Origin of the sequence: Amycolatopsis sp. DSM 110486 (assembly GCF_019468465.1) — a bacterium.
In the GTDB taxonomy this organism is placed as follows: domain Bacteria; phylum Actinomycetota; class Actinomycetes; order Mycobacteriales; family Pseudonocardiaceae; genus Amycolatopsis.
Genome location: NZ_CP080519.1, coordinates 5,830,265 through 5,853,246 on the forward strand (window position 1 = coordinate 5,830,265; position 22,982 = coordinate 5,853,246).

The following is a 22,982-nucleotide window of genomic DNA, read 5'->3' on the forward strand; positions in this document are numbered from 1 at the left end:
AGATCAGTCGTCGTAAGGGTCGTCGACCTCGGCGCGGCCGACGTCGTCGAGCGTGCGCGAGTGGTCGATCACCGCGAACACCGCGCCGTCCGGGTCGGCGAGGATCGCCATGCGGCCGAAGGGCGTGTCGTAGGGCTGGATCACCACGTCCCCGCCGAGCATCAGCGCCTGCCCCGCCGTCGCGTCGCAGCCGCGCGCCGGGTCGACCTCGAAGTAGACGAGCCAGTGCGGGGGAGTGTCGCGGCTGTACTCCGGGCCCATCACGTAGCGGTAGAGCACGGGCGTGTGCTCGATGAGGTATTCCGCGTAGTCGACGCTCTCGCCGTCGCCGATCTGGTGGCTCGCGTAGTTGAAGAGCTTGGTGTAGAAGTGATCGGCCGCCGGGCCGTCGTGCGCGTTGAGGTCGGCGCCGCTGAAGGTGTTGGGGATGCCGGTCATGAACCGCCAGTCCTGCGGCGCCTCCCAGAAGACCACGGGTGCGCCCGCCGCGTCGATCGCGTGCAGGATGTTGCCGCGATCGGGGATCGCGACCGGTCCCAGCGTCACCTGGCCGCCGAGGTGCTCCACCCACTCGGCCGCACTCGCGGTGTGCGGCACGGAGACGTGCAGCGTCCAGCCGGGCTCGCTCTGCGCCCCGGCTTGGTAGAGACCGCCCGTCGGCTCGCCGGCGAGCGACGAGATCCAGTAGCGGCCGGTGGGCGCCGCGGGGTCGCGGCGCACGTCGTACTGCCAGCCGAACAAGCCCGTGTAGAACTGTTGCGACACCGCTTCGTCGCGGCAGGCGACCTCGATCCAGCACGGGAGGCCGGCCGGAATCGGACTTGAACTGGCCGAACCGACGGTCATCGCGGCCTCCTCACGGTGAGTGCGAAAGTCTATGCGGTGCCGGTGATTTTTTCGCCATGAGCCCCGGAACCCGGAACCGGGCCGCGGCCGCCGACGTTGGAGGAGTTCGTGCGTCTCTTCTCCCGCTCCTCGCGCCTGTCCCGCGCGACGGAGGTCTTGCCGAGCCCCAACATCTGGTACTACCAGCAGGCTTACGAGGTGGAGAACCGCGCGCAGGACGTCGACGGCGAGATCTGGCGCGTCCTGTGCGAGGAGTGCGACTGGACCGGCCGCGACGTTCTCGACCTCGGTTGTGGTGACGGATTCCACTTGCCGCGCTTCGCCCGCGACGCGCGCTCGGTGCTCGGCGTCGAGCCGTACGCACCGCTGGCGCGCGACGCGGCGAAGCGCGTGCGGGAACTGCCGAACGTGTCAGTGCGCGAAGGCCGCGCGCAGCGGTTGCCGGTCGACGACGCGAGCGTCGACGTGGTCCACGCGCGCACGGCGTACTTCTTCGGCCCCGGCTGCGAGCCGGGGCTGCGTGAAGCGGAACGCGTGCTGCGGCCCGGCGGGTCGATCCTGATCGTGGACCTCGACGCGACGAGCGAGCCCTACGGCGGCTGGCTTCGGGCGGACATCCCGCACTACGACCCCGTAGAGATCGAGAAGTTTTTCGAAGGCGAGGGCTTCAGCCTCCGGCGCGTGGCGACGCGCTGGTTGTTCGCTGACCACGCCGCCATGGAGTCAGTGCTGAAGATCGAGTTCAGCGCGCAGGTCGCCGCGCGGGCCGTGGCCGACGTGCACAAACGCACGGTCAGCACGGCCGACGGGGCCGGGGTGACGCTGCCGGTGGGCTACCGCGTGCACACGCGGGTCAAGCCCACCGGCCTCGTCCTGCCGGGTCACTCGGCTTCTTCCGGCGACTCGTCGGTTTCCTCGACCTCGCCGAGGATCGAGTAGACCGAGCGCCGGGCCTCGTTGAGCACGTCGACCACCCGAGCCTGCTGGCTCGGGCTGCCGGCGCGCATCACCTGCACGACCGCCGCCGCGAGCGTGGCGCCTGCCTTGCGAAGGTCGACCTCGACGGGGTCGACGTCCTCGGTGAAGTGCTCCCACGGCGGGGTGCCGGTCTGCTGCTCCGCGGCCGCGCGGCCCTCGTCGGTGAGCTCGAACAGCTTCTTGCCGTTCTCGTCCTTGCTCACGACCAGGCCTTCGTCGGCCAGCATCTGCAGCGTCGGGTAGATCGAGCCGGGGCTGGGCTTCCAGAAGCCGCCACTGCGCTCGCCGATCTCGCGGATGATCTCGTAGCCGTGCCGCGGCTGCTCCGCGAGCAGGGTCAGGATCGCCGCGCGGACGTCACCGCGCCGGCCGCGACGCGGGCCGCCGTGGCCTCGCCGTCCGCCGGGACCGTGGCCACGCCGGCCGCGACCCATCGGGCCGCCGGGGCCGAATCCGAAGTCGCCGAACTCGCGGCCGAAGGGGCCGAAAGCGGGACGACCGTGTTCTCCGTGTTGGTGCGCGTCTCGCGCACCGGGGTGAGGGTGCCTCATGTCGATGTTCCTTTGCTGTGTTGATGGCCTCGGCTCCGCCGAGGCGTGCGAGATCGCCTTGGAGCCGGCGTCTCGATCAGGCGGTCGGAACGGCCGGGGGCCGATCGCACCGCCTGATCGAGACGCCGGCGCGCTCGCGCTGATCGGTTGCGACTGGTTCACGATATATCGGAAACGGTCGCGATGCAACCTAACGACTGTCGGGGACCTGCGCGAGGCGCGTTTGCGGTGGTCGGAGATACTCGAAGGAGTAGGAAGACGCCCCGTAACGACAGACCTGAGACGACCTGGGAGACCCGACCCCCCATGCTGGACCGAGTGGTCATCGACGCCTTGTTCCCCGCGGACCTGCCCGAGCCGGAGCACTGGGAGCAGCGCTACCCGGCGCGGCAGCTGCCCGACGGTGCGAAGGTGACCCGGTTCGGCCCGTCGCCCACCGGGTTCGTGCACATCGGCGGCATCTACGTGGCCACGATCGACCAGGACGTCGCCCGCCGCTCCGGCGGCCGCTACCTGGTGCGCGTCGAGGACACCGACCAGTCGCGCGAGGTCGAGGGCGCGCTGGAGCAGTTCGAGCGCGGCTTCACCTACTTCGGCCTGCAGGCCGACGAAGACACGTTGCGCGGCGGCGACTACGGCCCGTACCAGCAGTCGGGCCGCGAGCAGATCTACCTGACCTTCGTGCGGCAGCTGCTGCGCGAAGGCCGCGCGTACATCGACTTCGCGACCAAGGACGAGCTCGCGTCCATCACCGCGCGCCAGCAGGCCACGAAGCTGCCCACCGGCTACTACGGCTCCTGGGCGATCTGGCGCGACGCCGACCCGGCCGACGTGCAGGCGAAGCTCGACGCCGGCGAGCCGTGGGTAGTGCGCTTCCGCGCGCCCGACGACACCGGCGTGCGCGTGCGCTTCACCGACGCCATCCGCGGCACGATCGAGGCCGAGGCCAACCGCAACGACGTGGTGATCCTCAAGAGCTCCGACCAGAGCCCCCGGCTGCCGACCTACCACTTCGCGCACGCCGTGGACGACCACCTCATGCGCGTGAACCTCGTCATCCGCGGCGACGAGTGGATCTCGTCCGTGCCGGTGCATCAGCAGCTGTTCGACGCGCTCGGCTTCGAGCCGATCACCTACGCCCACATCGCCCCGCTGATGAAGCAGGAGGGCGGCAGCAAGCGCAAGCTGTCCAAGCGCAAGGACCCCGAGGCGTCGGTCGACTTCTACATCGAGGCCGGCTACCCGGTCGAGGCCGTCCTGTACTACCTGCGCGGGCTGGCCAACGGCCGCCTCGCCGAGCTGCCGCTGGCCCAGGCGCTGGACGAGCCGGTCAACCTCGACGAGATGGGCGTCGCGGGACCGCTCGTGGACCTCGTGAAGCTCGACGACATCTCCGCCGACCACATCGCCACGATGTCCGGCGCGGAGATACTCGCCGCCGTGCGCACGTGGGCGCAGCGCTTCGACCCGGAGCTGCTGTCGGTGCTCGAGTCGTCGGAGGAGCAGGCGCTGCGCGCGCTGGCCGTCGAGCGCGAAGGCGCCGAGAACCCGCGCAAGGACCTCAAGAAGTGGAGCGAGTTCCGCGCGGTCTACGGGTTCTTCTTCCCGCAGCTGCACGCGCCCGTGACCGGCCCGGACGACGAGCGCATCGCCGCACTGGGCGTGGCGCCGGACGTCGTGCGCGCGGTGGCGTCGGACTTCGTCGCGAACTACACACAGCTCGACGACGGCCAGGAGTGGTTCCAGCAGATCCGCGACGTCGCGGCGAAGCACGGTTTCGCCAAGAACGCCAAGGAACTCAAGAAGAACCCCGACGCGTTCCCGGGCTCGATCCGCGAGGCCTCGCAGATCATCCGCATCGCGATCACCGGCTCAACCCGCAGCCCGGACCTGCACTCGATCACGCAGGCGCTGGGCCGCGACGAGACCCTGCGGCGGTTCGAAGCCCTGACGGCGTGAGCCGCGACCGTCCTCCGGTGCAGGTCCGCCGGAGGACGGTGCGTCACTCCTGTTCGGGCGCGGTGGCGTCCAGCCTTCGTTGCAGTTCCGGGTGGCCGGTGAACACCGCCACCTGCAGCTCCGCGACGAGGCGCTGCATGGGAATCTCCACATCGACCCCGAACACGTCCCGGATCCGGGTCAGCCGGTACTTCAACGTGTTGCGGTGCACGTACAGAGTGCGGGGCCGCCGCGGTGAGGTCCCCGCCCGCTTCCGGTGCACGGGCTACCAGTTCATCGTCGACGCCGTCCGCGAGGCGGCCGCGGTGCTGCGGGCGGACCCGTCCGGCTGGTGACCGGCAGCACACGGTCGGGGGAGTCCTGACGGCGTGTCCGGTGGACGTGGAATACTGGATCGGTTATGACTGCCCTCCCCCTTGTTTTCGATGCGCCCAAGCGCGGCCTGCCGCCGCGCCACCTCGCCGACCTCACCTCCGCCGAGCGGGCGGAGGCTGTGGTGGAGCTGGGGGAGAAGGCCTTCCGCGCGAAGCAGCTGTCGAACCACTACTTCTCGCGCCTGACCGTCGACCCGGCCGACATGACGGACATCCCCGCGGCCTCGCGCGAGCGGCTCGTCGCGGACCTCATGCCGTCGCTGCTCACCGAGGTCCGCGCCCTGACCGCCGACGCCGGCCCGACCCGCAAGACCCTGTGGCGCGCCCACGACGGCACGCTGCTCGAGAGCGTGCTCATGCGCTACCCCGACCGCGCGACGCTGTGCATCTCCAGCCAGGCCGGCTGCGGCATGGCGTGCCCCTTCTGCGCCACCGGCCAGGGCGGCCTCGACCGCAACCTCTCGACGGCCGAGATCGTCGACCAGGTCCGCTCCGCCGCCGCGGTCATGCGAGACGGCGCCATGCCCGGCGGCCCCGGCCGGTTGTCGAACATCGTGTTCATGGGCATGGGTGAGCCGCTCGCGAACTACAAGCGGGTGGTGGCCGCGGTGCGGCGGATCACGGAGCCGGCGCCGTCGGGTTTGGGGATCGGGCAGCGTTCGGTGACGGTGTCGACGGTGGGTTTGGCACCGGCGATCCGGAAGCTGGCGGACGAGAAGATGCAGGTGCGGTTGGCGGTGTCGCTGCACACGCCGGATGACGAGCTGCGGGACACGTTGGTGCCGGTGAACAATCGCTGGTCGGTGGACGAGGTCTTGTCGGCCGCTCGGTATTACGCGGACACGAGCGGTCGGCGGGTGTCGATCGAGTACGCGCTCATTCGGGACATCAACGACCAGCCGTGGCGGGCGGAGTTGCTGGCTAAGCGGCTGCGGAAGCACTTGGGTCAGTTGGTGCATGTGAACGTGATTCCGTTGAACCCGACGCCGGGTTCGAAGTGGGATGCGTCGCCGAAGCCGGTGGAGCGGGAGTTCGTGCGGCTGGTCAACGCGGGGGGCGTAGCCTGCACGGTGCGTGACACTCGTGGTCAGGACATTGCTGCCGCGTGTGGCCAGTTGGCTGCCGAAGGCTGAGTTTTTCGTTTCAGTGATGGAGAATCTGTTGTGATCTCAACCCCGTGTCTGCTGGACCCGGCTGCCGAAGAACTGAAGCTGCGCGACATCACCGGCGGGGTGGCGGTTGCTCGCGCGGCCCGCACGTTGCTGGGTGAGCGGTTCGATTCGGAGAGTTTCATGTACGTCCTGATGCGCGCGTACTCCGTGGACTTCCACGCCGCCCGCGTCGCTTCGCGCTGGCACGAGTTCGAGAACGGCCCGCGGGCGTTGTCGGATGCGGATCTGGAAGTGCTGCTGGCGCCCTGGGTCGCGACCAGCTGAAGGCTCAGCCGGGTCAGGAATGGCGCAGCTGCGGCCACAGCGTTTCCCACGATTGCCTTGGTGTGTTGCACAGCCAGATCGGCACGCCCTCGTTGAGCCCGGCGAAACCGTGGTCACCGTCGGCCGGGGTTGCCGACACCCGCAGGCAGTGTGTGCGCAACTCGGCCGGGTCGGTGCCGACGAACAGGATCGCCTGCGCGGCGTCCCAGGGTTCGCCGAAGTAGGAGAAGCCGCGGTGGGGGCTGTGTGCGGGAGGCAGCCCGCGGCCCGCGCCGAACCAGTTCAGCGCGCTCGCCTGCCAGTAGTGGTCGGTGACGATCGTCGTCGCGGGTGGCAGGTGGTGGTAGGCGGTGGACACCGCGTCGGTGAAGCCGCTCCAGCCTTGTTCGGCCCGGACTTCGAGGGTGGCCGCCGTGGCCCAGGCCGGTGACGAAGGTCCGCCGGAGAGCAGGCTGGTCGCCAGGACGACGGCGCCGGAGAACGCGGAAACGCCCAACGCGATCCGTCGCCACCACCGTGATCCCGCCGCGGTACTGATGCGGGCCGCGGCTGCGGCCCGGCAGACCGGGAACAGGCCCGCGCAGTTGCCGCCGGCGAACTCGCCGGTCTCCTGCGCGACGACGGGGATGAGCGTCAGCTGCGGGAAGCCGTGAAACCCTTGCCAGATCAGGTAAGGCAACGCACCGGCCACGGCGAGCGCGGGCAGTTTCCCCAGCCCGGCCCACGGCACGCTCCGCCGGCGGGTTGCCAGCAGCACGGCGACGCAGCACGCCCAGAACACGGCGATCAGCGGTTTGACCGTGAACGCCACCCCGGCGAGAAGTCCCATGCCCCACCAGAGGCGGTCGGAGCCGGTCCGGGCCCAGCGCACCAGCAGCAACGTCGTGGCGATCCACAGCGGGATGTCGAACGTCTGGGTCAGCAGCAGCGATCCGGTGTCGAGCACCCGGGGCGAAGCGGCGTACGCGGCCGCCGCGGCGGTTTGCGCCCAGCGGCCGCCGCCGAACTCCCGCGCGAGCAGCGCGGTGAGCACGACGCCGACGACCGTGGCGAGGACCGCCGGAATCCGCAAGGTCAACGGCGAACCTTCGCCGAGCCACGCCAGGAACGGCACGAGGGCGCCCTGGTCCGCGTAGCCCCAGGACAGGTGCTGGGCCGCGGACAGGAAGTAGAGCTCGTCGCCGTGGTAGTCCTGCAGCCAGGCCTCGACCAGCAGGGCGAGGGCGGTGCACGGCGCCACGACCGAGATCGCCGGCCACGCGAAGGGCCCAGCGGCCGGCCGGCGAGCGACCCTGCTGACGGGAAGACGAGGTTCCAGGGGGCTGCGGATGATCACCATAAGGTCACTGCATATACAGAGTATACTTCGAGTGTATAGATGGAGTCATGGCAGGTCAGGGCGTTGATGGGGGTATCCAGTGATCACGCGCCGGCACGACGGGAAAGTTGCTACCGGGCCTTTGACCCCAGCTTCTCCGAGGGCGAGCGGTGGTAGGCCTTGCGGTACTCGGCCGCGAACCGGCCGTAGTGCAGCAAGCCTCACGCGTAGGCCACGGACGTCGCTGTCACGGTCTCGGGGTCGGCCACCGGGGGCGCGGCGTGCGCGCCTGATCTGACGGAGGTACCGCACAGGCGGAACGCCGACGTGACGCCGGAAGCCCTCTTCGAGAGCGCGGACGCTCAGCCCGGCCAGGCGCCGGTCAGCGCACCTCGAAGACGTCGACCTTCACCGTCGACTGCGTGCGCGCACCCCGCGCGACGGTGACCACGCGGTTGAGCCACTCGGTCTGCGGGCCGCCCGCCTCGAAGAGCAGACACTCGCGGAAGTAGTACGAGTCCGGATCGACGTCTTCGCCCGCCGCGATCCGCCGCATGGTCTCCGCGGGGCCGTGGCGCAGGCCGCGGCCGGTCAGGTAGACGAGGTCGTCGTGTTCGGTGCGCAGGGTCGCGCGCACGTCGATCTCCGCGACGCCGTCGGGGCGGATGAGCTGGAAGTCGGCGCCGCCGGGGAGTACCTCGCCGCTGAGGCGCTCGCCGGTGAAGGTGCCGCCGAGGATGTCGATGACGCGGCGTTCGCCGTGGGGTCCGTTGTGGACGGTCTTCGGCGCGGCGAGCTGGACGTCGAGGGTGAACAGGGGTACGAGGTCGAGCACGAGACGACTCCTTCGGGTGGCGGTGCGGTGCTCGCCACTGTAGTACTCTCGTGTACGAAATATTCGTACACGAGAGTTTGGAGGGATCGTGGCCGGGCTGAGGAGCAACCACGTGATCATGTTGCGCCGGGCAGTGCAGGCCACCACCGCGTGCTGGCAGGAGCGGATCACGGAGATCACGCCGCCGCAGTACACGGTGCTGCTCGCGCTGGAGAGCAGCCCGCAGTCGAGCCTCACCGAGGTCACCGCGATGACGATGATCGACTCCGCCACGCTCACACCGCTGGTTTCCCGCCTCGTGGAGCGCGGCCTGCTGACCCGCGCGACGGACCCGGCGAGTGCACGCCGGAAGCTGCTGAGCCTCACCGACGAGGGCGCGGCCGTGCTGAAGAAGGTCAAGCCCCGCGCCCGCGCCGCCGAGAAGGCGAGCCTCGAAGTGCTGAGCGCGGACGAGCGTGAGCAGTTGCTGAGGTTGACGACGAAGATCGTCGACCACCACCGGGGACGGAACGCGTGATGGCCGAGGTCGACCCCGCCGTCGCGCGCAGCGACGAGCTCGAAGCGGAGATCCTCGCCGCGCCGTCGGACTTCCGCGTCCTGACGGGCGACCGCCCGACCGGGCCGCTGCACCTGGGCCACTACTTCGGCACGCTGCAGAACGGCGTCCGCCTGCAGAACCTGGGCGTCGACACGATCCTGGTCATCGCCGACTACCAGGTGCTGACCGACCGCGACGTCGCCGACGACCTGCCCGGCCATGTCCGCGAGCTGGTGCTGGACTACCTCGCCGTCGGCATCGACCCGGCCCGCTCGACGGTGTTCACCCACAGCTCGCTGCCGGCGCTCAACCAGCTGCTGCTGCCGTTCCTCAGCCTGGTCACCGTGCCCGAGCTGCAGCGCAACCCGACGGTCAAGGACGAGATCGCGCACTCCCACCAGGGCTCGGTCAGCGGCCTGATGTTCACCTACCCCGTGCACCAGGCGGCGGACATCCTCTTCTGCAAGGCCAACCTCGTCCCGGTGGGACGCGACCAGCTCCCGCACCTCGAGCTGACCCGGACCGTCGCGCGCCGGTTCAACGACCGCTACGGCCGCGTCTTCCCGGAGCCGGAACCACTGTTGTCCGCGGCGCCGTCGTTGCTGGGCACCGATGGCCGGAAGATGAGCAAGAGCCGTGGCAACGCGATCGCGCTGCGGGCCTCGGCGGACGAGACGGCGCGGCTTCTCAAGGGCGCCAAGACGGATTCCGAACGCGTGATCACCTATGAGCCGCAGCGGCGGCCGGAGGTGTCGAGCCTGGTGCTGCTGGCCGCGCTGTGCCGGGGCGTCGATCCGAGGGAGATCGCCCGGGAGGCGGGTGCCGGCGGTGGCGGCACGCTCAAACGCATCGTGACCGACGCGGTCAACGACCACTTCGCGCCGATCCGCCGTCGCCGGGCCGAGTTCGCCGGCGACCCGGCCCTCGTGTCGGAGCTGCTGCGCGACGGCAACCTCCGCGCGGGTGCCACGGCGGAGGCGACGCTGGCCGAGGTGCGCGAGGCGATGTCCACGGTGTACTGAGACTTCGAGTAGCGCGCACAAACGTGAATATCGTATTCGCCGTAATCGGGATAACGCGCGGACCCTGATTTCCTGCTGCAAGAATTAATCATTCTCCGACGTTTCCGGAAAAGCCGACCCGCGAGCGAATCAAGTTCCGTCGGAATCGGCTCAAGTTCCGCGTGCGCACCTGGCGTCGCCTGTTCGGCATCGCCGGCTGGCGCTCGCTGTTCCTCGTCGAGGGCGGGCTCACGATCGTGATCGGCGTGCTGATCTTCTGCTTCCTGCCCGACCGGCCCTCGCAGGCCCGCTGGCTCGACGAGCGTGAAAAGGCCACGCTGGAGCGGACTTTGGCGGCGGAAGTGGAAGAACAGCGAGGCCACGGCGCTCTCACCGGCCTGCGCCAGGCGCTGACCAGCGGCCGGGTGTGGGCGCTGGCCGTGACGTTCTTCGCCATCGTGTTCGGTCTCTACCTGCTCGCGTTCTTCCTGCCCACGATGATCACCTCGATCACCCACGGCGTCGACGGCGCGGCCGACGTGAGCAGCGTGCTGCTGTCCGGGATCCCGTACGTCGTGGCGGCGATCGCGATGCTCGCGTGGGCGAGGTTCGCCGGCCGGCGCAGCGCGGTCGTCGCCACCGGGGTTCCCATGGCGGTCGGCGCCGCCGGGCTGCTGCTGGCCACGTTCGCGGGCAGCGGGCTGTTGTTCATCGTGGCCGTGTGCCTGAGCGTGGCCGGGATCTACACCGCGATGCCGCAGTTCTGGCGGATCCCCGCGATCGGGCTCACCGGCACGGCCGCGGCGTCCGGCATCGCCCTGATCAACTCCGTCAGCAACCTGAGCGGCTTCGTCGGGCCGTACTTCACGGGCGCGATCAAGACCGCCACCGGTAGTTTCACCTTCGCGTTGCTGGCGATCGCCGTGATCATGCTCGCCGGCATCGCCGTGCTCGCGACAGCCGGGCGGCGGATGGAACGGCTCGACGGGAAGCTGGTCCCATGACGACCGCACTCATCGTGGGTGACCTCCAGCAGGGCATCACCCGTGACTACGCCTTCGCGCGGCAGGTCCTGCCGCCGGTCACCGACTTGCTGCCCCGGGCACGGGCGGCCGGGGCGCTCGTGGTGTTCGTGCACACCGCGTTCCGGGTCAACCGCGCCGACCTCCCGCCGGGTGACACCGTGCTGACCGGGTTCTTCGAGGCGGGCGACACCTTCCACGAAGGCTCGCCCGGCACGGACCTGGACCTGCCGGTGCTCGCCGAGGACGTCGTGGTGCTCAAACGCCGGGCGAGCGCCTTCGCCGGCACGGATCTGGACCTGGTGCTGCGGGCGCGTGGCGTGGACGAGGTGGCCGTCGCCGGAGTGGCGACGAGCGCGATGGTCGCCGCGACCTGCTACGACGCCGCTGACCGGGGCTACGGCGTCTCGGTCCTGTCCGACGGCTGCGCCGACGCCGATCCGGAAGTGCACGACTTCTTCCTGCGGAAGGTTTTTCCGGGTCGCGGGTTCGGGATCCGGTCCTGCGCCGACTGGTGACCTTGGCGCACATCGTCAGTCCCCGCGGCAGCCACCGTCAGCTCGTGAGCCGGCGAAACCCGCACGCTGGCTCGATGACAACCGAACTGCCGAGCAACTGGGGCCGCTGGGGCGAGGACGACGAACGAGGTGCGCTGAACCTCATCACCGACGAGGTCCGGGCGCGCGCGGCCCGCGAGGTGCGGACGGGCCGCTGGGTGTCGCTGGCGCTGCCGATCGAGCCGGCGCCGATCCTCAGCGGTCCGTTCGTGCCGGCGAAAGTCGAGGAATCGCCCGTGCAGCAGCTGATGGTGCACCCGGTGCACCCGGATCCTTCGGTCTGCGTGAGCCTCGACGTCCTCCTCGTCACCAACCACCATCCCCGGTCGACCCACCTCGACGCGCTCGCCCACATCGCCGGCGACGGGGCCGTCTACTCCGGACGGCCGCTGGCCGAGTGCGTGACCCCGGCCGGGGTGCGCAGGGGTTCGAGCGCGGCGTTCAGCGAAGGGATCGTCACGCGCGGGGTCCTCCTGGACCTGGCCGGCGACGGCCCGCTTCCCGAAGGCCACGCCGTGACGGCCGAAGATCTCGAAGCGGCGGAGCTGAGGGATGACGTCCGCGTCGAGTCCGGGGACGCGCTCGTCGTGCGGTGCGGCTGGGAGTTCACGCCGGATCCGGCGCGGTCGTCGCCAGGGCTGAGCATCGACGCCGTGCGCTGGATGCACCAGCGCGGAGTTTCGGTGTACGCGGGGGACATCGGCGACGCGTTCCCGGCGCTCGATCCCGCCGTGCCGTTCCCGCTGCACGTCGTGGCCCTCAGGCGCCTGGGCGTGCCGCTGATCGACGCCGCCAACGTCGAAGACCTGGCGGCTACGTGCACAGAGCTGGGACGTCACAGCTTCCTGCTGGTAGCAGCACCGCCCCGGGTCAATGGCACCACCGGGCTGCCGGTGAACCCTGTCGCGGTGTTCTGAGCTTCCGGTGTTCTGAGCTTCCGGTGTGCTGGGCCTCCGGTGTTCTGGCCTCAGCTGCCGACGTCCATGCGCTGCGTGCCGATCACCGACAACAGCCGCAGCGCCTCCTCCGAAGGCGAGCCCGGCCCGGCCGTGTAGATCACGACCTGCTGGTCGCGGTCGGTCAGGTCGAGCACGTCGCAGTTGACCGTGAGGGGACCGACCACCGGGTGCCGGAACGTCTTGCGCAGGCTGGGTTCGGCGGTCACGTCGTGCGACGCCCACAGGCGCGCGAAGTGCTCGCTGCCGGCGAGCAGGTCGTGGACGAGCTCGGTCACCTCGGGGTCGTCCGGGTAGCGGGCGGCGGTGGCACGCAGGTTGCGGGCGGCGTAGCGGGCGAACTCGTCGGCGTCGGACACGCCGTAGAGGCGCTGGTCGTCGGAACGCAGGAACACGCGGCGGACCAGGTTGCGGTCGCGCCGGGGCAGCGCGGAGAAGTCCTCCATCAGGGCGGCGGCGAGGTCGTTCCAGGCGATCACCTCGTACGTCGCCGACATCACCATCGCGGCGGCCTGCGGCAGCCGGTCCAGCAGGTCGAGGATGCTCTGGCGCACCACGCGCGACGGCCCGGGCAGCGGCGCCGCGGGTTCACCGGCGAGGTGGTGCAGGTGCTCGCGCTCGGCGTCGCTCAGGCGCAACGCGCGCGTGAGCCCGCCGAGCACCTCGCGCGACGGGTGCGGGCCGCGCGCCTGTTCGAGGCGCGTGTAGTACTCGGTCGAGATGAACGCCAGCTGCGCCACCTCCTCGCGGCGCAGCCCCGGCGTGCGGCGGCGCGGCCCCGCGGGCAGCCCGACGTCGGCCGGGGTGATCCGCTCGCGCCGGCTGCGCAGGAAGCCGGCCAGTTCTCGCCTGTCCACGTCTCCAGTATCCGCGTCGCACGGCGCTCAGCCAGGTACTGCCGATGCCTGAATAAGCCCGCCGCGGCGTCGCAGCCTGGGTTTATGGAACTCCACGAAACACCCGGCCTGCTGGCCGGCAAGGTCGCTTTCGTCTCCGGCGCGGGCCGGGGCATCGGTGCCGCCGCGGCGCGCCTGTTCGCCCGGGAAGGCGCCCGCGTGTTGCTGGCGGCCCGCACGGAAACCCAGCTCAAGACCGTGACCGAAGAGATCCGCGCCGCCGGCGGCACCGCCGACTACGTGCTCTGCGACCTCGCCGACGCCGCCAGTGTGCGAGCCGCCGTCGACCTCGCGGCCGAGCTCTACGGCCGCCTCGACATCGCCTTCAACAACGGCGCCACGATCCAGCAGCCCGGCCCGATGGACCGCCTGTCCGAGGCCGAGTTCGACCACGTCTTCGCCGTGAACCTCAAGGGCGTGTGGCTCGCCATGGCCGCGGAGGTCGCCGCCATCCGCGCGACGGCGGGCACCGGCGCCATCGTGAACACGTCGTCGGTCGGCAGTCTGCGGGGCAACCCCGAGCTGCCCGCGTACGGCGCCATGAAGCGAGCCGTCAACAGCCTCACCGAGTCCGCCGCCGTCACCTACGGCCCGGAAGGCATCCGCGTCAACGCCATCACTCCGGGCAACACGCTCACCGAGATGATCCGCGCGTGGGAAGCGGAGTCGCCGGGCCTGCAGGACCGCCTCGTCTCGGCGACCCCCCTGCGCCGCGGCGCCGAGCCGGCCGAGATCGCGGAAGCCGCGGCCTGGCTCCTGAGCGACCGCGCTTCCTACGTGACGGGCGCCATCCTCCGAGTCGACGGCGGCGCGGGAGTCTGAGCGCGAACCGCACTCCAGCGACGGAGTTCCCGGTATTCTCGGGTGATTGACTCTTTGGGGGTGTCATGCGGAAGTCCCTGTGGTTCGCGCTGCCCGCGGCCGTGCTCGCGGTGGCCGCGGTGGCGGCGCCGCTCGACGAGGACGCGGCCGTGGCGTCGGTGAAGCTCGACCCGGCGCTGAGCCTGGATCGCACGACGTACGAGCCGGGTGCACCGGTCCGGGGGACGCTCACGCTCACGAACGACACCGGCCGGCCGGTCTACGGCGTCCATGTGACGTGCGCGTCGGCGGATCCCGCGGATCGCATGGCGCTCAACGGGATCCAGACCAACCAGCCACTGCAGGGCGGCTTCTCCGGAACACTGCGGGCGGACCAGACCATCACGGCGGGGCTGACCGGGCGGGTCACCGAGGACGGCGTGCGGCGCGGCGGGCTGGAGGCCACGTGCGTGGTCACCGCCGGCGGGTTCGTCATGCTCAGCGGCGCGGCGGCCGACGTGATCGGACCGGTCGTGCCGGTGAACGGGCATGTCGTCGAGGACGGGAAGCCGGTCGCGGGCGTCACCGTCGTGGCGGCGAGCCAAAGCCTCGCGACGCTCGACCAGACCTGGACCGCGGTCAGCGGCCCGGACGGCAGCTACCGGCTGTCCGGGCTGCGCGCGGGCTACTACCTGCTGAAGGTTCCCGGCCGCGCCGTCGAGAACGACTTCCTTTATCTGGTCGCCGGCACGACGGCGGATCACGTCGTCGTGCTGACCGGCGGCGAGTGAATGCCACCCCACGCTCCATAGTGGACAATTCTCCGCGACGATTTCCCGCGCGGAGTTTTACGAAAAACCCACGAGCCGCCGTAGTGGTCACATGACGGTGAGTGCCCGCCGGTCACCCATCCCCAGGATCACCCCGAAGAGTGGCGGCGCGAGGAATCCGCCAAGTAGGTGCCGAAACGTCCTAGCGCAGAGTGAGAGAACTCGGCCAAAACCACAGCGTTACATCACTCTTTAGTGGTGAAATTGCGGAAAACGTGGTCACTGACTCGGCTGATCGACGCGCTGCGCAGTGGATCTTGCTTTGCAATTCCGGGCCCCCTTGATAGCGTCGCGTTCTCGCCGGTGATCGACAGTTGCGTCGGGTCACGCGTGGATTCGGGGATCCGCGGGCGGTTCCATTTCTTTGGTGTTCGAAAGGACAATTCATGCGTTCTGCCCTGCTGCGAGGACGGGCCCTCGTGGTCGCCGCTCCGGCCCTCGCCCTGCTCGCCACCGGCGCCCCCTCGGCGGTAGCCGCCGACGCGCCTGCCGGGTCGGCCTACGGCGCGTCCGCGTCGGTCTCACTGCTGGCGGGAGTGCTGGGGGACAAGGGAATCTCCGTGGAAACGGGCAAGATCGCGCCGTCGAACACGGACGGGCCCACGTCGGCGTCGGTGGTGGACGTGCCGCTGAAGGGCCTGGTCACGGCGAAGGCGGTCAGCAGCTCCGCGAAGAAGACCGACGACAAGGTCGCCTCGAAGGCCTCCATCGTCGACACCACGCTGCCCGTGCTCGCCCCGCTCGCGGGCGCGACGCCGAAGGCGCGCGTGATCAGCTCCGAATGCACGTCGACGCCCGACGGCATCACCGCGTCGTCCGAGCTCGCGGGCCTGGACCTCGGCCGCATCGGCAAGCTGCCCGTGGGCACCGCGCCGAACCAGAAGATCGGTGTGCCCGGGGTGGTGCAGGTGATCGTGAACGAGCAGATCAAGCACGACGACGGCTCCCTCACCGTCAACGCCCTGCACGTGAAGCTCCTCGGCGGCAAGGCCACCGGCGCGCTGGGCAGCGGCGACATCGTCCTCGCCTCCTCCACCTGCGCGAAGGTCGCGGCGACGCCGAGCACGCCCACCCAGCCCACCGCCCCCGCCAAGCCGCCGGCCCAGGGCCCCGGCCAGGTCACCGTCATCCCGGCCGGCGCGCCGGAGACCGGTGACGGCTCGCTCGCCACGGTGTTCGCTCAGTGAGTGTTCGCTCGGTGAGTGATCGCTCGGTGAGTGATCGTGCAGTGACCCGACGCCGGTTTGGGCTCTTCGCCCTGTTGCTGGCGCTCGTCGCCACCTTCGCCCTGTCCGGCTGTGGCGCGGAAACGACCCCGGCCCAGCAGCCGGCCGCGCCTGCGAGCGCCGCACCCGTGGTCGGGCTGGCGCGGTCGGTGCCGGTGTCGCTCGACGTCCCGAGCATCGACGCGCACTCCTCGCTCGTCTCGCTCGGCCTCAACGCCGACAAGACCGTCCAGGTCCCGCCGGTGACCGAACCACTGCAGGCGGGCTGGTACTCCAACAGCCCGACGCCGGGCCAGGTCGGCCCCGCCGTGGTGCTCGGGCACATCGACGGCAACCACCAGAAGGGCATCTTCTGGCGGCTGCACGAGGTGAAGAAGGGCGACCAGGTCGTGATCGGGCGCCAGGACGGGTCGAAGGCCACCTTCACCGTCACGAAGGTCGACCAGATCGCGAAGAAGGAGTTCCCCACCGAAGCGGTCTACGGCAACACCACCGATCCGCAGATCCGCCTCATCACGTGCGGCGGGGCGTTCGACGCCGCCGCGCACAGCTACCTCGACAACATCATCGTCTACGGCTCGCTCAACACGTAGGCGTTCCCCGGACCAGGGCCCTGCCGTCTCGCGCTCGGGCGAGCCGGCAGGGCCCTGCTTTGTCTCACGCCGCCGCGGCCACCGTCGTCAGCAGGGCCGCGCCCGCCGGCGTCAGCTCCGCCGCCACCTGCTGCCCGATGAGCCCGAGCCGCGCCGGGCGCACCAGACCCTCGTGGGCCAAAGCGTGCGCGGTGAACTGGTCACAGCACGGCAGACCGTCGACGAACAGGTCCGGTTCGGCGCTGCAGGTCACCCTCGCGCGCCCGGCTGCGACGGCCCGCAACATCGCGATCCCGCGTGAGCTGGTTCCCATGGCTGCCTCCTGAACTCGCTCTCTACTCCTACGTCGAAGCAGAGGCCGCCGTTTCGACATCCCGGCGCCCTAACCTGGCGGGAGAAGCCGCAACGCGATCGGGAGCGCCCATGTTGATCGAAGACCTGCAAGCCGTCCTGCCGCCCGAGGTCCTCGTGCGCGACCCCGACGTGCTGCCCAGCTTCGCCCACGATGAGGCCGAATGGGCGCCGTGGGCGCTGCCCGAGGTCGTGGTACGGCCGCGCTCGGCCGAAGACGTGCAGGCCGCCGTGAAGGTCTGCCTCAAGCACCGCACGCCCGTGGTCACGCGCGGCGCCGGCACCGGGCTGTCCGGTGGCGCCAACGCCGTGGCCGGCTGCGTCGTGCTCGTCACCGACCGCATGACGGCGATCCACGAGATCGACGCGGTCGAGCGCCTCGCCGTGGTCGGCCCGGGCGTCGTGAACGACGACCTGCGCGCCGCCTGCGCCGAGCACGGCCTCTGGTACCCACCCGACCCGGCGAGCTCCCCGTGGTCGACGATCGGCGGCAACGTCGCCACCAACGCGGGCGGCGTGTGCTGCGTGAAGTACGGCGTGACCCGCGACTACGTGCTCGGCCTGCAAGTCGTCACGGGCACCGGCGAACTCGTGCGGCTGGGGCGCCGCACCGCGAAGGGTGTGGCGGGCTACGACCTCGCCGGTCTGATGGTCGGCTCCGAGGGCACGCTCGGCGTCATCACCGAGATCACCGTGCGCCTGCGAGCCCAGCGCGCGCCCGAGAGCACGGTGGCGGGCTACTTCGACTCGACCGTCGCGGCGGGCGAAGCGGCCGCCGCGATCCGGGCGGCCGGCGTGGTGCCCTCGGCGCTGGAGCTGGTCGACCGCCACTGCCTCGTCGCCGTGGACGAGTGGAAGAACATGGGGCTGTCGGCCGACGCGGAGGTGGTGTTGCTGGGCCGCAGCGACGCGCCGGGCGCGGCGGGGGAGCACGAGGCCGCCGTAATGCTCGCGTGCTTCGAGAAGGCGGGCGCCACGTGGGCGGCGCAGTCGTCGGACCAGGCGGAGGCCGACGCGCTGTTCGCCGCTCGGCGGCTGGCATACCCGGCGCTGGAGCGGCTCGGCCCGCTGCTGACCGAGGACGTCTGCGTGCCCACCCACCTCGTGCCCGAGATGCTCGCGCGCATCGACCTCGCGGCGAAGCGGCACAACACGCTTATCGCCAACGTCGCGCACATCGGCGACGGCAACCTCCACCCGTTGCTCAGCACACCGGCCGGCGACGAGGACGCGCGGCGGCGTGCGCAGGCCGCGTTCGACGACATCGTGGCCGACGCGCTGGCCCTCGGCGGCACCGTGACCGGCGAACACGGCGTGGGCCTGCTCAAGCGGCCGGGGCTGCAAAACGAGCTCGGACCGGCGGTTCTGCAGATGCACCAGGCCGTGAAAAACGCGCTGGACCCGCACGGGATCCTCAATCCCGGGAAGGTTTTCGCTGTTCACTCGGTCGAGTGAACGTAAATAGTCCTCAAAGGACAGTGATCATCCTGTGACGGTTCTCTCGTAACCGATTTACGAAGTTGGTTGCCACAGGCAAGCAACTTGCTTAGCCTAGCTAAGGGAACGAGAGAAAGGTTTCACTGTGGCCGAGCGCAGAACGTATTCACTCGCGGAACTGGGTCCGCGATACAAGTGGATCGCGCTGTCCAACACGACGCTGGGCATGCTGATCGCGACGATCAACTCGTCGATCGTGCTCATCGCGCTGCCCGACATCTTCAAGGGCATCGGGATCAACCCGCTGGAGCCGGCCAACACCAGCTACCTGCTGTGGATGATCATGGGCTTCCTGGTGGTCACCGCCGTACTGGTGGTGAGCTTCGGGCGGCTGGGGGACATGTACGGCCGCGCCAGGATGTACAACCTCGGCTTCGCGGTGTTCACCGTGTCGTCGATCTTCCTGGCCATCACCTGGTTCGACGGTGACGCCGCGGCGCTCTGGCTGATCGGCTGGCGCATCGTGCAGGGCATTGGCGGCGCGTTCCTGATGGCGAACTCGTCGGCCATCCTCACCGACGCGTTCCCCTCCAATCAGCGCGGTCTCGCGCTGGGCATGAACGGTGTCGCGGCGATCGCGGGTTCGTTCCTCGGCCTGGTCGTCGGCGGTATCCTCGCGCCCGTCGACTGGAACCTGATCTTCCTGGTTTCGGTGCCCTTCGGCGTGGTCGGCACGATCTGGGCCTACGTGAAGCTGCACGACACCGGGGTGCGCAAGCACGCGAAGATGGACTGGTGGGGCAACATCACCTTCGCGGTCGGCCTGATCGCGGTGCTGGTGGGCATCACCTACGGCATCCAGCCCTACGGCTCGTCGCCGACCGGCTGGGGCAGCCCGATGGTGCTCTCGTGCCTCATCGGCGGTATCGCGGTGCTGATCGCGTTCGTGGTCATCGAGACCAAGGTGGCCAACCCGCTGTTCCGGCTTTCGCTGTTCCGGATCCGGTCGTTCAGCTGGGGCAACCTCGCGAACCTCACGGCGTCGCTCGGGCGCGGTGGCCTGCAGTTCATCCTGATCATCTGGCTGCAGGGCATCTGGCTGCCGCAGCACGGTTACACCTTCGAACAGACGCCGCTGTGGGCCGGCATCTACATGCTGCCCATGACCGTCGGCTTCCTGGTGTCCGCGCCGACGGCCGGGATCCTGTCCGACCGCATCGGCAGCCGGCTGCTCGCGTCGAGCGGCCTGGTGATCACCGCGATCACCTTCCTGCTGCTGATCCTGCTGCCGGTGAACTTCAACTACTGGGCGTTCGCGGCGATCCTGCTCGTCAACGGCATCGGCATGGGCATGTTCTCCTCGCCCAACCGCGCCGAGGTGATGAACAGCCTGCCGGCCGACGCCCGCGGCTCCGGCGCGGGCATGATGACCACGTTCCAGAACGCGGCCATGGTGCTCTCGATCGGCTTCTTCTTCAGCCTGATCATCGCGGGCCTCTCGGACAACCTCCCGACGGCGATGTTCCAGGGCCTCACCGCCCACGGCGTGGCCGCCGGGCCGGCCAACCAGGTTGCGCACCTGCCGGCGGTGGCCGTGCTCTTCGCGGCGTTCCTCGGCTACAACCCGATCCAGCAGCTGCTGGGCGGCCAGCTGGGCAGCCTGCCGCCGGACCAGGCCTCGTTCCTGACCGGGCGCAGCTTCTTCCCGAACCTGATCTCGGGTCCGTTCCAGGACGGTCTGGCCGTGGCGTTCGGCTTCGCCATCGTGGTCTGCCTGATCGGTGCGGTCGCGTCGCTGCTCACGAAGGACAAGGGCAAGACTTCGGAATCGGTGGGTGAGGAGCTGGCCGCGGTCGCCGGGGAGTCCGGCGGTGGGCCGAGCGAGCTGGTGGCTCCGACCAGCGAACGGTGACCATTTCGGGTGCACGGGCCGTCCCGGGATTCGTTCCCGGGGCGGCCCGTTTCTCTATGCCGGGACGGGTTCTTTCGCCGGTGTGGGTTCGGGCCGCTTCGCGGTGACCCGCCGGCCGAGCGCGATCATCGGCAGCTCGACCCAGCGGTAGAGCAGGTCGGCCATCAGCAGCGCGACGGCCGTGACACCGACCGCGGTGAGCGTGCGCGGGTGGGCCAGCTGCGGCACCAGACCGGCGAGCGTCCAGCCGGCGATGGACTGGATGAGGTAGAGCGAGTACGACCGCTCCCCGATGAACCGCAGTGGTTTCAGGGACAGCAGCCGGCTCAGCGGCCCACCCGCGACCAGCGACGGCAGCATCAGCGCCACGAGCACCGCATACGCCGTGCCGACCGCGACGCCGCCGTCGTCGTGCAGGGCGACGGTGAGGTCGGTGAAGAACACCTGCACCACCACGATCACCGCGGCCACGACGACGCCGGCCACTGGGTGCGTGAGGGGTTTGAGTACCGCGAACCCTGTGCGGTGGTGGAGAACGATGGCCGCCGTGCAGCCGATGACGATGGACGCGTACGCGCCGGAGTAGGGGACCACCGGCACGAGCGCGACGAGCGCGACCACCAGGCCCAGCGCGAGGCTGAATCGTTTCGCGAACGCGAGCCCGGCTACGCCGAACGCCAGCACGGGCCACACCAGGTAGAACTTCTGCTCCACTCCGAGCGTCCACGCCACCCCGAACACCCCGATGACGTGGAACTCGTTGAGGAACGTCGCGAACCACGGCAGTGCGCCCAGCAGCGCACTCGACCGCAGCTCACCACGCGCGTACGTGACCACGACGAAGATCCCGAGCACCACGTAGTACACCGGCAGGATCCGGAACGCCCGCCGCAGGTAGAAGTTCTTGAGCGAGACGCGGCAGGTGCGGTCCTCCTCGCGCAACGCCAGCGTCGTGATCAGAAACCCGGACAACACGAAGAACACGTGCACGCCGATCCACCCGTTCGCGCGCACCCACGCGCTGCCCCCGAAGTGGAACACCACCACCAGCACCGCGGCGATCGCCCGCACCCCGTCCAGCGCCGGGAACCGCCTGGTGGCGAGGTAGGTTTCGTGGGTCATCAGCATGAGCTCCCCCGGTCCGCCGCCCGACTGCTCGCGTACTGTAATCAGGCGCGGCGACGATTCACTCTTTGGGGTTGCTCGTGCTGGTCGGGGACGGGTTCTGGGGTGGATGTGGACCGCGAACGTCTGGCGGAGCTGCTGTCCACCGCGCCGGGAGACGTCGCCGCGTCGGCCAGCGAGGCTCTGGCGGCGGGGGCGACCTTCAAGCTGTGGCCAGGGGCGTCGACCGCCGCCGAGTTCAGATCAGTGTTCCGGCGGCGGCAACGAAACGCGCTCCGCGCCGGCCAGCCGTCGATCGGGTTCGCCGAGGGACTTCGCGACCTCGGCGCCTACGAAGGCGTGTTCCTCGCGCTGGGTTACGTCGATGACCGGCCGCAAGGCGGGTATTACTTCCAGCTGTTCCTGACCCCTGATCTGTCCCGGCTGATCACGGGATTCGGGTGAAAGTGGCTGCCGAACGGCGGGCCTGACCTACCGGCCGAACGACGCCGTCGCGATCTTCACCGGGTGTTTCGGCGCACCGTCCAGCGGCCCGTTCGGATCGGTCGGAATGATGCCGGCCTTCACCATCCGGTCGATCGCGTCCATGCCGCGCACGACCTTCCCCAGGACCGAATACTGCGCGGGAATGTGCGCGAAGGAATGGACGATGAAGAACTCCGACCCGTTCGTCCCCGGGCCCTGGTTGCCCATCGCGATGGTGCCGCGCTCATACGTCTCCGCGCCCGACACCTCGTCCGGGAACTTGTAGCCCGGGCCGCCCTTTTCGACTTCGTAGAGGTCGCCGCACTGGAGCACGCCGAGGCGCTCCGAATCGGACAGGCGCCAGCACTGCGAACGGTCGTAGAAGTGCTGCATGACCAGCGACACCAAGTTCGCCACACCACACGGGGCGGCGCCGGCGCGATCCAAGCGAACCGTGACCGGCCCGTAGTTGAAGTGGAAGGTCACGTCGACCGTGCCGCGCGTCAAGGCGAAGGGCAGCGGCCGGAGCACCGGACGGGCCGCCGGGTTGTCCGGCGTCGGCGTGAAAGTGCAGCGGACAACCGGCGCGGACGCAGCTGTGGCCGGCGCGGCGAACAGCGCCACACCGGCCACGACCGAAAGAACGAGAGCGACCCAGCGTGACGTCATAGCCCCGCAAGGTAGCGAACGGGAACCTACTTGCGCCAGGCCGTGCGGCGCTTGCGGAAGTCGATTACGAGCAACAGGGCGAGGAACGCGGCGAGGCCGATGAGCCACACGTTCTCGGTGTTGTTCTCGTGGTTGCCCTTGATCATGAGCAGCAGAATGACGACGCTGACCCAGCCGGCGATGCGCGTGGCCTTCGGGAACGACCCGTGCCAGCCCCACTCGGCCGACGGCTCGTCGCGCGGGTCCACTTCGGGGCGCTTCTCGATCGCCTTGCCTGCCACGATCACTCCTCCTGACCCGCTCAAC

26 protein-coding genes are annotated in these 22,982 nt (G+C 69.9%); 16 read left to right on the top strand and 10 right to left on the bottom strand.

From position 1 onward, the window contains the following. Nucleotides 1-3: 3 nt before the first annotated feature. Entirely contained in the window at nucleotides 4-846 is an 843-nt protein-coding gene (locus tag K1T34_RS28320; RefSeq protein WP_220237816.1) for a VOC family protein, read from the bottom strand. A gap of 108 nt (nucleotides 847-954) precedes the next feature. Between K1T34_RS28320 and K1T34_RS28325 the strand changes: the two genes are divergently transcribed. Beyond that, nucleotides 955-1,785, top strand: a complete 831-nt coding sequence (locus tag K1T34_RS28325; RefSeq protein WP_220237817.1) for a class I SAM-dependent methyltransferase — start codon at nucleotides 955-957, stop codon at nucleotides 1,783-1,785. Here K1T34_RS28325 and K1T34_RS28330 read toward each other — a convergent pair. Next, nucleotides 1,728-2,375: a PadR family transcriptional regulator gene (locus K1T34_RS28330; RefSeq protein ID WP_220237818.1), complete on the bottom strand. Its 648-nt coding sequence runs from the start codon at nucleotides 2,373-2,375 to the stop codon at nucleotides 1,728-1,730. The genes K1T34_RS28325 and K1T34_RS28330 overlap by 58 nt on opposite strands. Before the next feature lie 306 nt (nucleotides 2,376-2,681). Here K1T34_RS28330 and K1T34_RS28335 point away from each other — a divergent pair, with 306 nt between their 5' ends. Beyond that, complete coding sequence (locus tag K1T34_RS28335; protein WP_220237819.1) at nucleotides 2,682-4,334, top strand: glutamate--tRNA ligase; 1,653 nt, start codon at nucleotides 2,682-2,684, stop codon at nucleotides 4,332-4,334. Between the two features lie 43 nt (nucleotides 4,335-4,377). Here the strand turns inward: K1T34_RS28335 and K1T34_RS28340 are convergent, their stop codons facing one another. After that, nucleotides 4,378-4,545, bottom strand: a complete 168-nt coding sequence (locus K1T34_RS28340) for a helix-turn-helix domain-containing protein (protein ID WP_220237820.1) — start codon at nucleotides 4,543-4,545, stop codon at nucleotides 4,378-4,380. Nucleotides 4,546-4,734: 189 nt separating this feature from the next. On the opposite strand from K1T34_RS28340, the gene rlmN reads away from it, so the two are divergent. Together rlmN and K1T34_RS28350 are read left to right on the top strand one after the other, a co-directional pair. Further along, a complete protein-coding gene (rlmN, locus tag K1T34_RS28345; protein ID WP_220237821.1) occupies nucleotides 4,735-5,841 on the top strand; it encodes a 23S rRNA (adenine(2503)-C(2))-methyltransferase RlmN in 1,107 nt (368 codons plus the stop codon). Nucleotides 5,842-5,871: 30 nt separating this feature from the next. Next, nucleotides 5,872-6,144 carry a hypothetical protein gene (locus K1T34_RS28350; RefSeq protein WP_220237822.1) on the top strand — a complete coding sequence of 91 codons (273 nt, stop codon included), beginning with the start codon at nucleotides 5,872-5,874 and terminating at the stop codon, nucleotides 6,142-6,144. Nucleotides 6,145-6,157: 13 nt separating this feature from the next. On the opposite strand, the gene K1T34_RS28355 is transcribed toward K1T34_RS28350, so the two are convergent. After that, nucleotides 6,158-7,384, bottom strand: coding sequence for a glycosyltransferase family 39 protein (locus K1T34_RS28355; protein WP_220237823.1), 1,227 nt, complete (start codon nucleotides 7,382-7,384; stop codon nucleotides 6,158-6,160). Between the two features lie 460 nt (nucleotides 7,385-7,844). Further along, nucleotides 7,845-8,297 carry a DUF3237 domain-containing protein gene (locus K1T34_RS28360; RefSeq protein WP_220237824.1) on the bottom strand — a complete coding sequence of 151 codons (453 nt, stop codon included), beginning with the start codon at nucleotides 8,295-8,297 and terminating at the stop codon, nucleotides 7,845-7,847. An 88-nt stretch (nucleotides 8,298-8,385) separates the two neighbouring features. Between K1T34_RS28360 and K1T34_RS28365 the strand changes: the two genes are divergently transcribed. The 5 genes from K1T34_RS28365 (at nucleotide 8,386) to K1T34_RS28385 (ending at nucleotide 12,332) form a co-directional block, all read left to right on the top strand. After that, entirely contained in the window at nucleotides 8,386-8,814 is a 429-nt protein-coding gene (locus tag K1T34_RS28365; protein ID WP_220237825.1) for a MarR family winged helix-turn-helix transcriptional regulator, read from the top strand. Further along, nucleotides 8,814-9,857, top strand: coding sequence for a tryptophan--tRNA ligase (trpS, locus tag K1T34_RS28370; RefSeq protein WP_220237826.1), 1,044 nt, complete (start codon nucleotides 8,814-8,816; stop codon nucleotides 9,855-9,857). Before K1T34_RS28365 ends, trpS begins: the two co-directional genes overlap by 1 nt. A 161-nt stretch (nucleotides 9,858-10,018) precedes the next feature. Then, complete coding sequence (locus tag K1T34_RS28375; protein ID WP_255637649.1) at nucleotides 10,019-10,840, top strand: MFS transporter; 822 nt, start codon at nucleotides 10,019-10,021, stop codon at nucleotides 10,838-10,840. Next, a complete protein-coding gene (locus K1T34_RS28380; RefSeq protein ID WP_220237827.1) occupies nucleotides 10,837-11,376 on the top strand; it encodes a cysteine hydrolase family protein in 540 nt (179 codons plus the stop codon). The genes K1T34_RS28375 and K1T34_RS28380 overlap by 4 nt, the downstream gene beginning before the upstream one ends. A 74-nt stretch (nucleotides 11,377-11,450) precedes the next feature. After that, entirely contained in the window at nucleotides 11,451-12,332 is an 882-nt protein-coding gene (locus tag K1T34_RS28385; protein ID WP_220237828.1) for a cyclase family protein, read from the top strand. Nucleotides 12,333-12,382: 50 nt separating this feature from the next. Here the strand turns inward: K1T34_RS28385 and K1T34_RS28390 are convergent, their stop codons facing one another. Next, nucleotides 12,383-13,228, bottom strand: coding sequence for a helix-turn-helix transcriptional regulator (locus tag K1T34_RS28390; protein WP_220237829.1), 846 nt, complete (start codon nucleotides 13,226-13,228; stop codon nucleotides 12,383-12,385). A gap of 84 nt (nucleotides 13,229-13,312) precedes the next feature. Between K1T34_RS28390 and K1T34_RS28395 the strand changes: the two genes are divergently transcribed. The 4 genes from K1T34_RS28395 to K1T34_RS28410 all read left to right on the top strand — a co-directional run bounded on the left by K1T34_RS28395 (nucleotide 13,313) and on the right by K1T34_RS28410 (nucleotide 16,717). Then, nucleotides 13,313-14,089, top strand: coding sequence for an SDR family NAD(P)-dependent oxidoreductase (locus K1T34_RS28395; protein ID WP_220237830.1), 777 nt, complete (start codon nucleotides 13,313-13,315; stop codon nucleotides 14,087-14,089). Nucleotides 14,090-14,154: 65 nt separating this feature from the next. Beyond that, nucleotides 14,155-14,859, top strand: a complete 705-nt coding sequence (locus tag K1T34_RS28400) for a carboxypeptidase-like regulatory domain-containing protein (protein WP_220237831.1) — start codon at nucleotides 14,155-14,157, stop codon at nucleotides 14,857-14,859. A gap of 425 nt (nucleotides 14,860-15,284) precedes the next feature. Further along, nucleotides 15,285-16,085, top strand: a complete 801-nt coding sequence (locus tag K1T34_RS28405) for a choice-of-anchor P family protein (RefSeq protein WP_220237832.1) — start codon at nucleotides 15,285-15,287, stop codon at nucleotides 16,083-16,085. A gap of 41 nt (nucleotides 16,086-16,126) precedes the next feature. Further along, nucleotides 16,127-16,717, top strand: coding sequence for a class F sortase (locus tag K1T34_RS28410; protein ID WP_220247464.1), 591 nt, complete (start codon nucleotides 16,127-16,129; stop codon nucleotides 16,715-16,717). Nucleotides 16,718-16,781: 64 nt separating this feature from the next. Here K1T34_RS28410 and K1T34_RS28415 read toward each other — a convergent pair whose 3' ends face one another. Beyond that, nucleotides 16,782-17,030 (bottom strand): hypothetical protein, encoded by a 249-nt coding sequence (locus K1T34_RS28415; RefSeq protein WP_220237833.1) that lies wholly within the window; start codon nucleotides 17,028-17,030, stop codon nucleotides 16,782-16,784. A gap of 110 nt (nucleotides 17,031-17,140) precedes the next feature. Here K1T34_RS28415 and K1T34_RS28420 point away from each other — a divergent pair, with 110 nt between their 5' ends. Together K1T34_RS28420 and K1T34_RS28425 are read left to right on the top strand one after the other, a co-directional pair. Next, nucleotides 17,141-18,523 carry an FAD-binding oxidoreductase gene (locus K1T34_RS28420; RefSeq protein WP_220237834.1) on the top strand — a complete coding sequence of 461 codons (1,383 nt, stop codon included), beginning with the start codon at nucleotides 17,141-17,143 and terminating at the stop codon, nucleotides 18,521-18,523. Nucleotides 18,524-18,650: 127 nt separating this feature from the next. Further along, entirely contained in the window at nucleotides 18,651-20,417 is a 1,767-nt protein-coding gene (locus K1T34_RS28425) for an MFS transporter (protein WP_220237835.1), read from the top strand. A 54-nt stretch (nucleotides 20,418-20,471) separates the two neighbouring features. On the opposite strand, the gene K1T34_RS28430 is transcribed toward K1T34_RS28425, so the two are convergent. Further along, the gene (locus K1T34_RS28430; RefSeq protein ID WP_255637651.1) at nucleotides 20,472-21,539 is read right to left on the bottom strand and encodes an acyltransferase; all 1,068 of its coding nucleotides are present in this window, start codon (nucleotides 21,537-21,539) and stop codon (nucleotides 20,472-20,474) included. 114 nt (nucleotides 21,540-21,653) lie between these two features. On the opposite strand from K1T34_RS28430, the gene K1T34_RS28435 reads away from it, so the two are divergent. Further along, entirely contained in the window at nucleotides 21,654-21,986 is a 333-nt protein-coding gene (locus K1T34_RS28435; protein WP_220237836.1) for a hypothetical protein, read from the top strand. Nucleotides 21,987-22,013: 27 nt separating this feature from the next. Here K1T34_RS28435 and K1T34_RS28440 read toward each other — a convergent pair whose 3' ends face one another. Then, nucleotides 22,014-22,676, bottom strand: coding sequence for a peptidylprolyl isomerase (locus K1T34_RS28440; protein ID WP_220237837.1), 663 nt, complete (start codon nucleotides 22,674-22,676; stop codon nucleotides 22,014-22,016). A 26-nt stretch (nucleotides 22,677-22,702) separates the two neighbouring features. After that, complete coding sequence (locus tag K1T34_RS28445; protein WP_220237838.1) at nucleotides 22,703-22,957, bottom strand: DUF2631 domain-containing protein; 255 nt, start codon at nucleotides 22,955-22,957, stop codon at nucleotides 22,703-22,705. Nucleotides 22,958-22,982 lie beyond the last annotated feature (25 nt).

What these genes read in the sequence shown, in the direction of transcription:
- K1T34_RS28440 (WP_220237837.1), bottom strand. Translation starts at nt 22,676, where the DNA reads ATGACGTCACGCTGGGTCGCTCTCGTTCTTTCGGTCGTGGCCGGTGTG.
- rlmN (WP_220237821.1), top strand. Translation starts at nt 4,735, where the DNA reads ATGACTGCCCTCCCCCTTGTTTTCGATGCGCCCAAGCGCGGCCTGCCG.
- K1T34_RS28380 (WP_220237827.1), top strand. Translation starts at nt 10,837, where the DNA reads ATGACGACCGCACTCATCGTGGGTGACCTCCAGCAGGGCATCACCCGT.
- K1T34_RS28405 (WP_220237832.1), top strand. Translation starts at nt 15,285, where the DNA reads ATGCGTTCTGCCCTGCTGCGAGGACGGGCCCTCGTGGTCGCCGCTCCG.
- K1T34_RS28385 (WP_220237828.1), top strand. Translation starts at nt 11,451, where the DNA reads ATGACAACCGAACTGCCGAGCAACTGGGGCCGCTGGGGCGAGGACGAC.
- K1T34_RS28415 (WP_220237833.1), bottom strand. Translation starts at nt 17,030, where the DNA reads ATGGGAACCAGCTCACGCGGGATCGCGATGTTGCGGGCCGTCGCAGCC.
- K1T34_RS28400 (WP_220237831.1), top strand. Translation starts at nt 14,155, where the DNA reads ATGCGGAAGTCCCTGTGGTTCGCGCTGCCCGCGGCCGTGCTCGCGGTG.
- K1T34_RS28330 (WP_220237818.1), bottom strand. Translation starts at nt 2,375, where the DNA reads ATGAGGCACCCTCACCCCGGTGCGCGAGACGCGCACCAACACGGAGAA.
- trpS (WP_220237826.1), top strand. Translation starts at nt 8,814, where the DNA reads ATGGCCGAGGTCGACCCCGCCGTCGCGCGCAGCGACGAGCTCGAAGCG.
- K1T34_RS28420 (WP_220237834.1), top strand. Translation starts at nt 17,141, where the DNA reads ATGTTGATCGAAGACCTGCAAGCCGTCCTGCCGCCCGAGGTCCTCGTG.
- K1T34_RS28320 (WP_220237816.1), bottom strand. Translation starts at nt 846, where the DNA reads ATGACCGTCGGTTCGGCCAGTTCAAGTCCGATTCCGGCCGGCCTCCCG.
- K1T34_RS28335 (WP_220237819.1), top strand. Translation starts at nt 2,682, where the DNA reads ATGCTGGACCGAGTGGTCATCGACGCCTTGTTCCCCGCGGACCTGCCC.
- K1T34_RS28430 (WP_255637651.1), bottom strand. Translation starts at nt 21,539, where the DNA reads ATGACCCACGAAACCTACCTCGCCACCAGGCGGTTCCCGGCGCTGGAC.
- K1T34_RS28395 (WP_220237830.1), top strand. Translation starts at nt 13,313, where the DNA reads ATGGAACTCCACGAAACACCCGGCCTGCTGGCCGGCAAGGTCGCTTTC.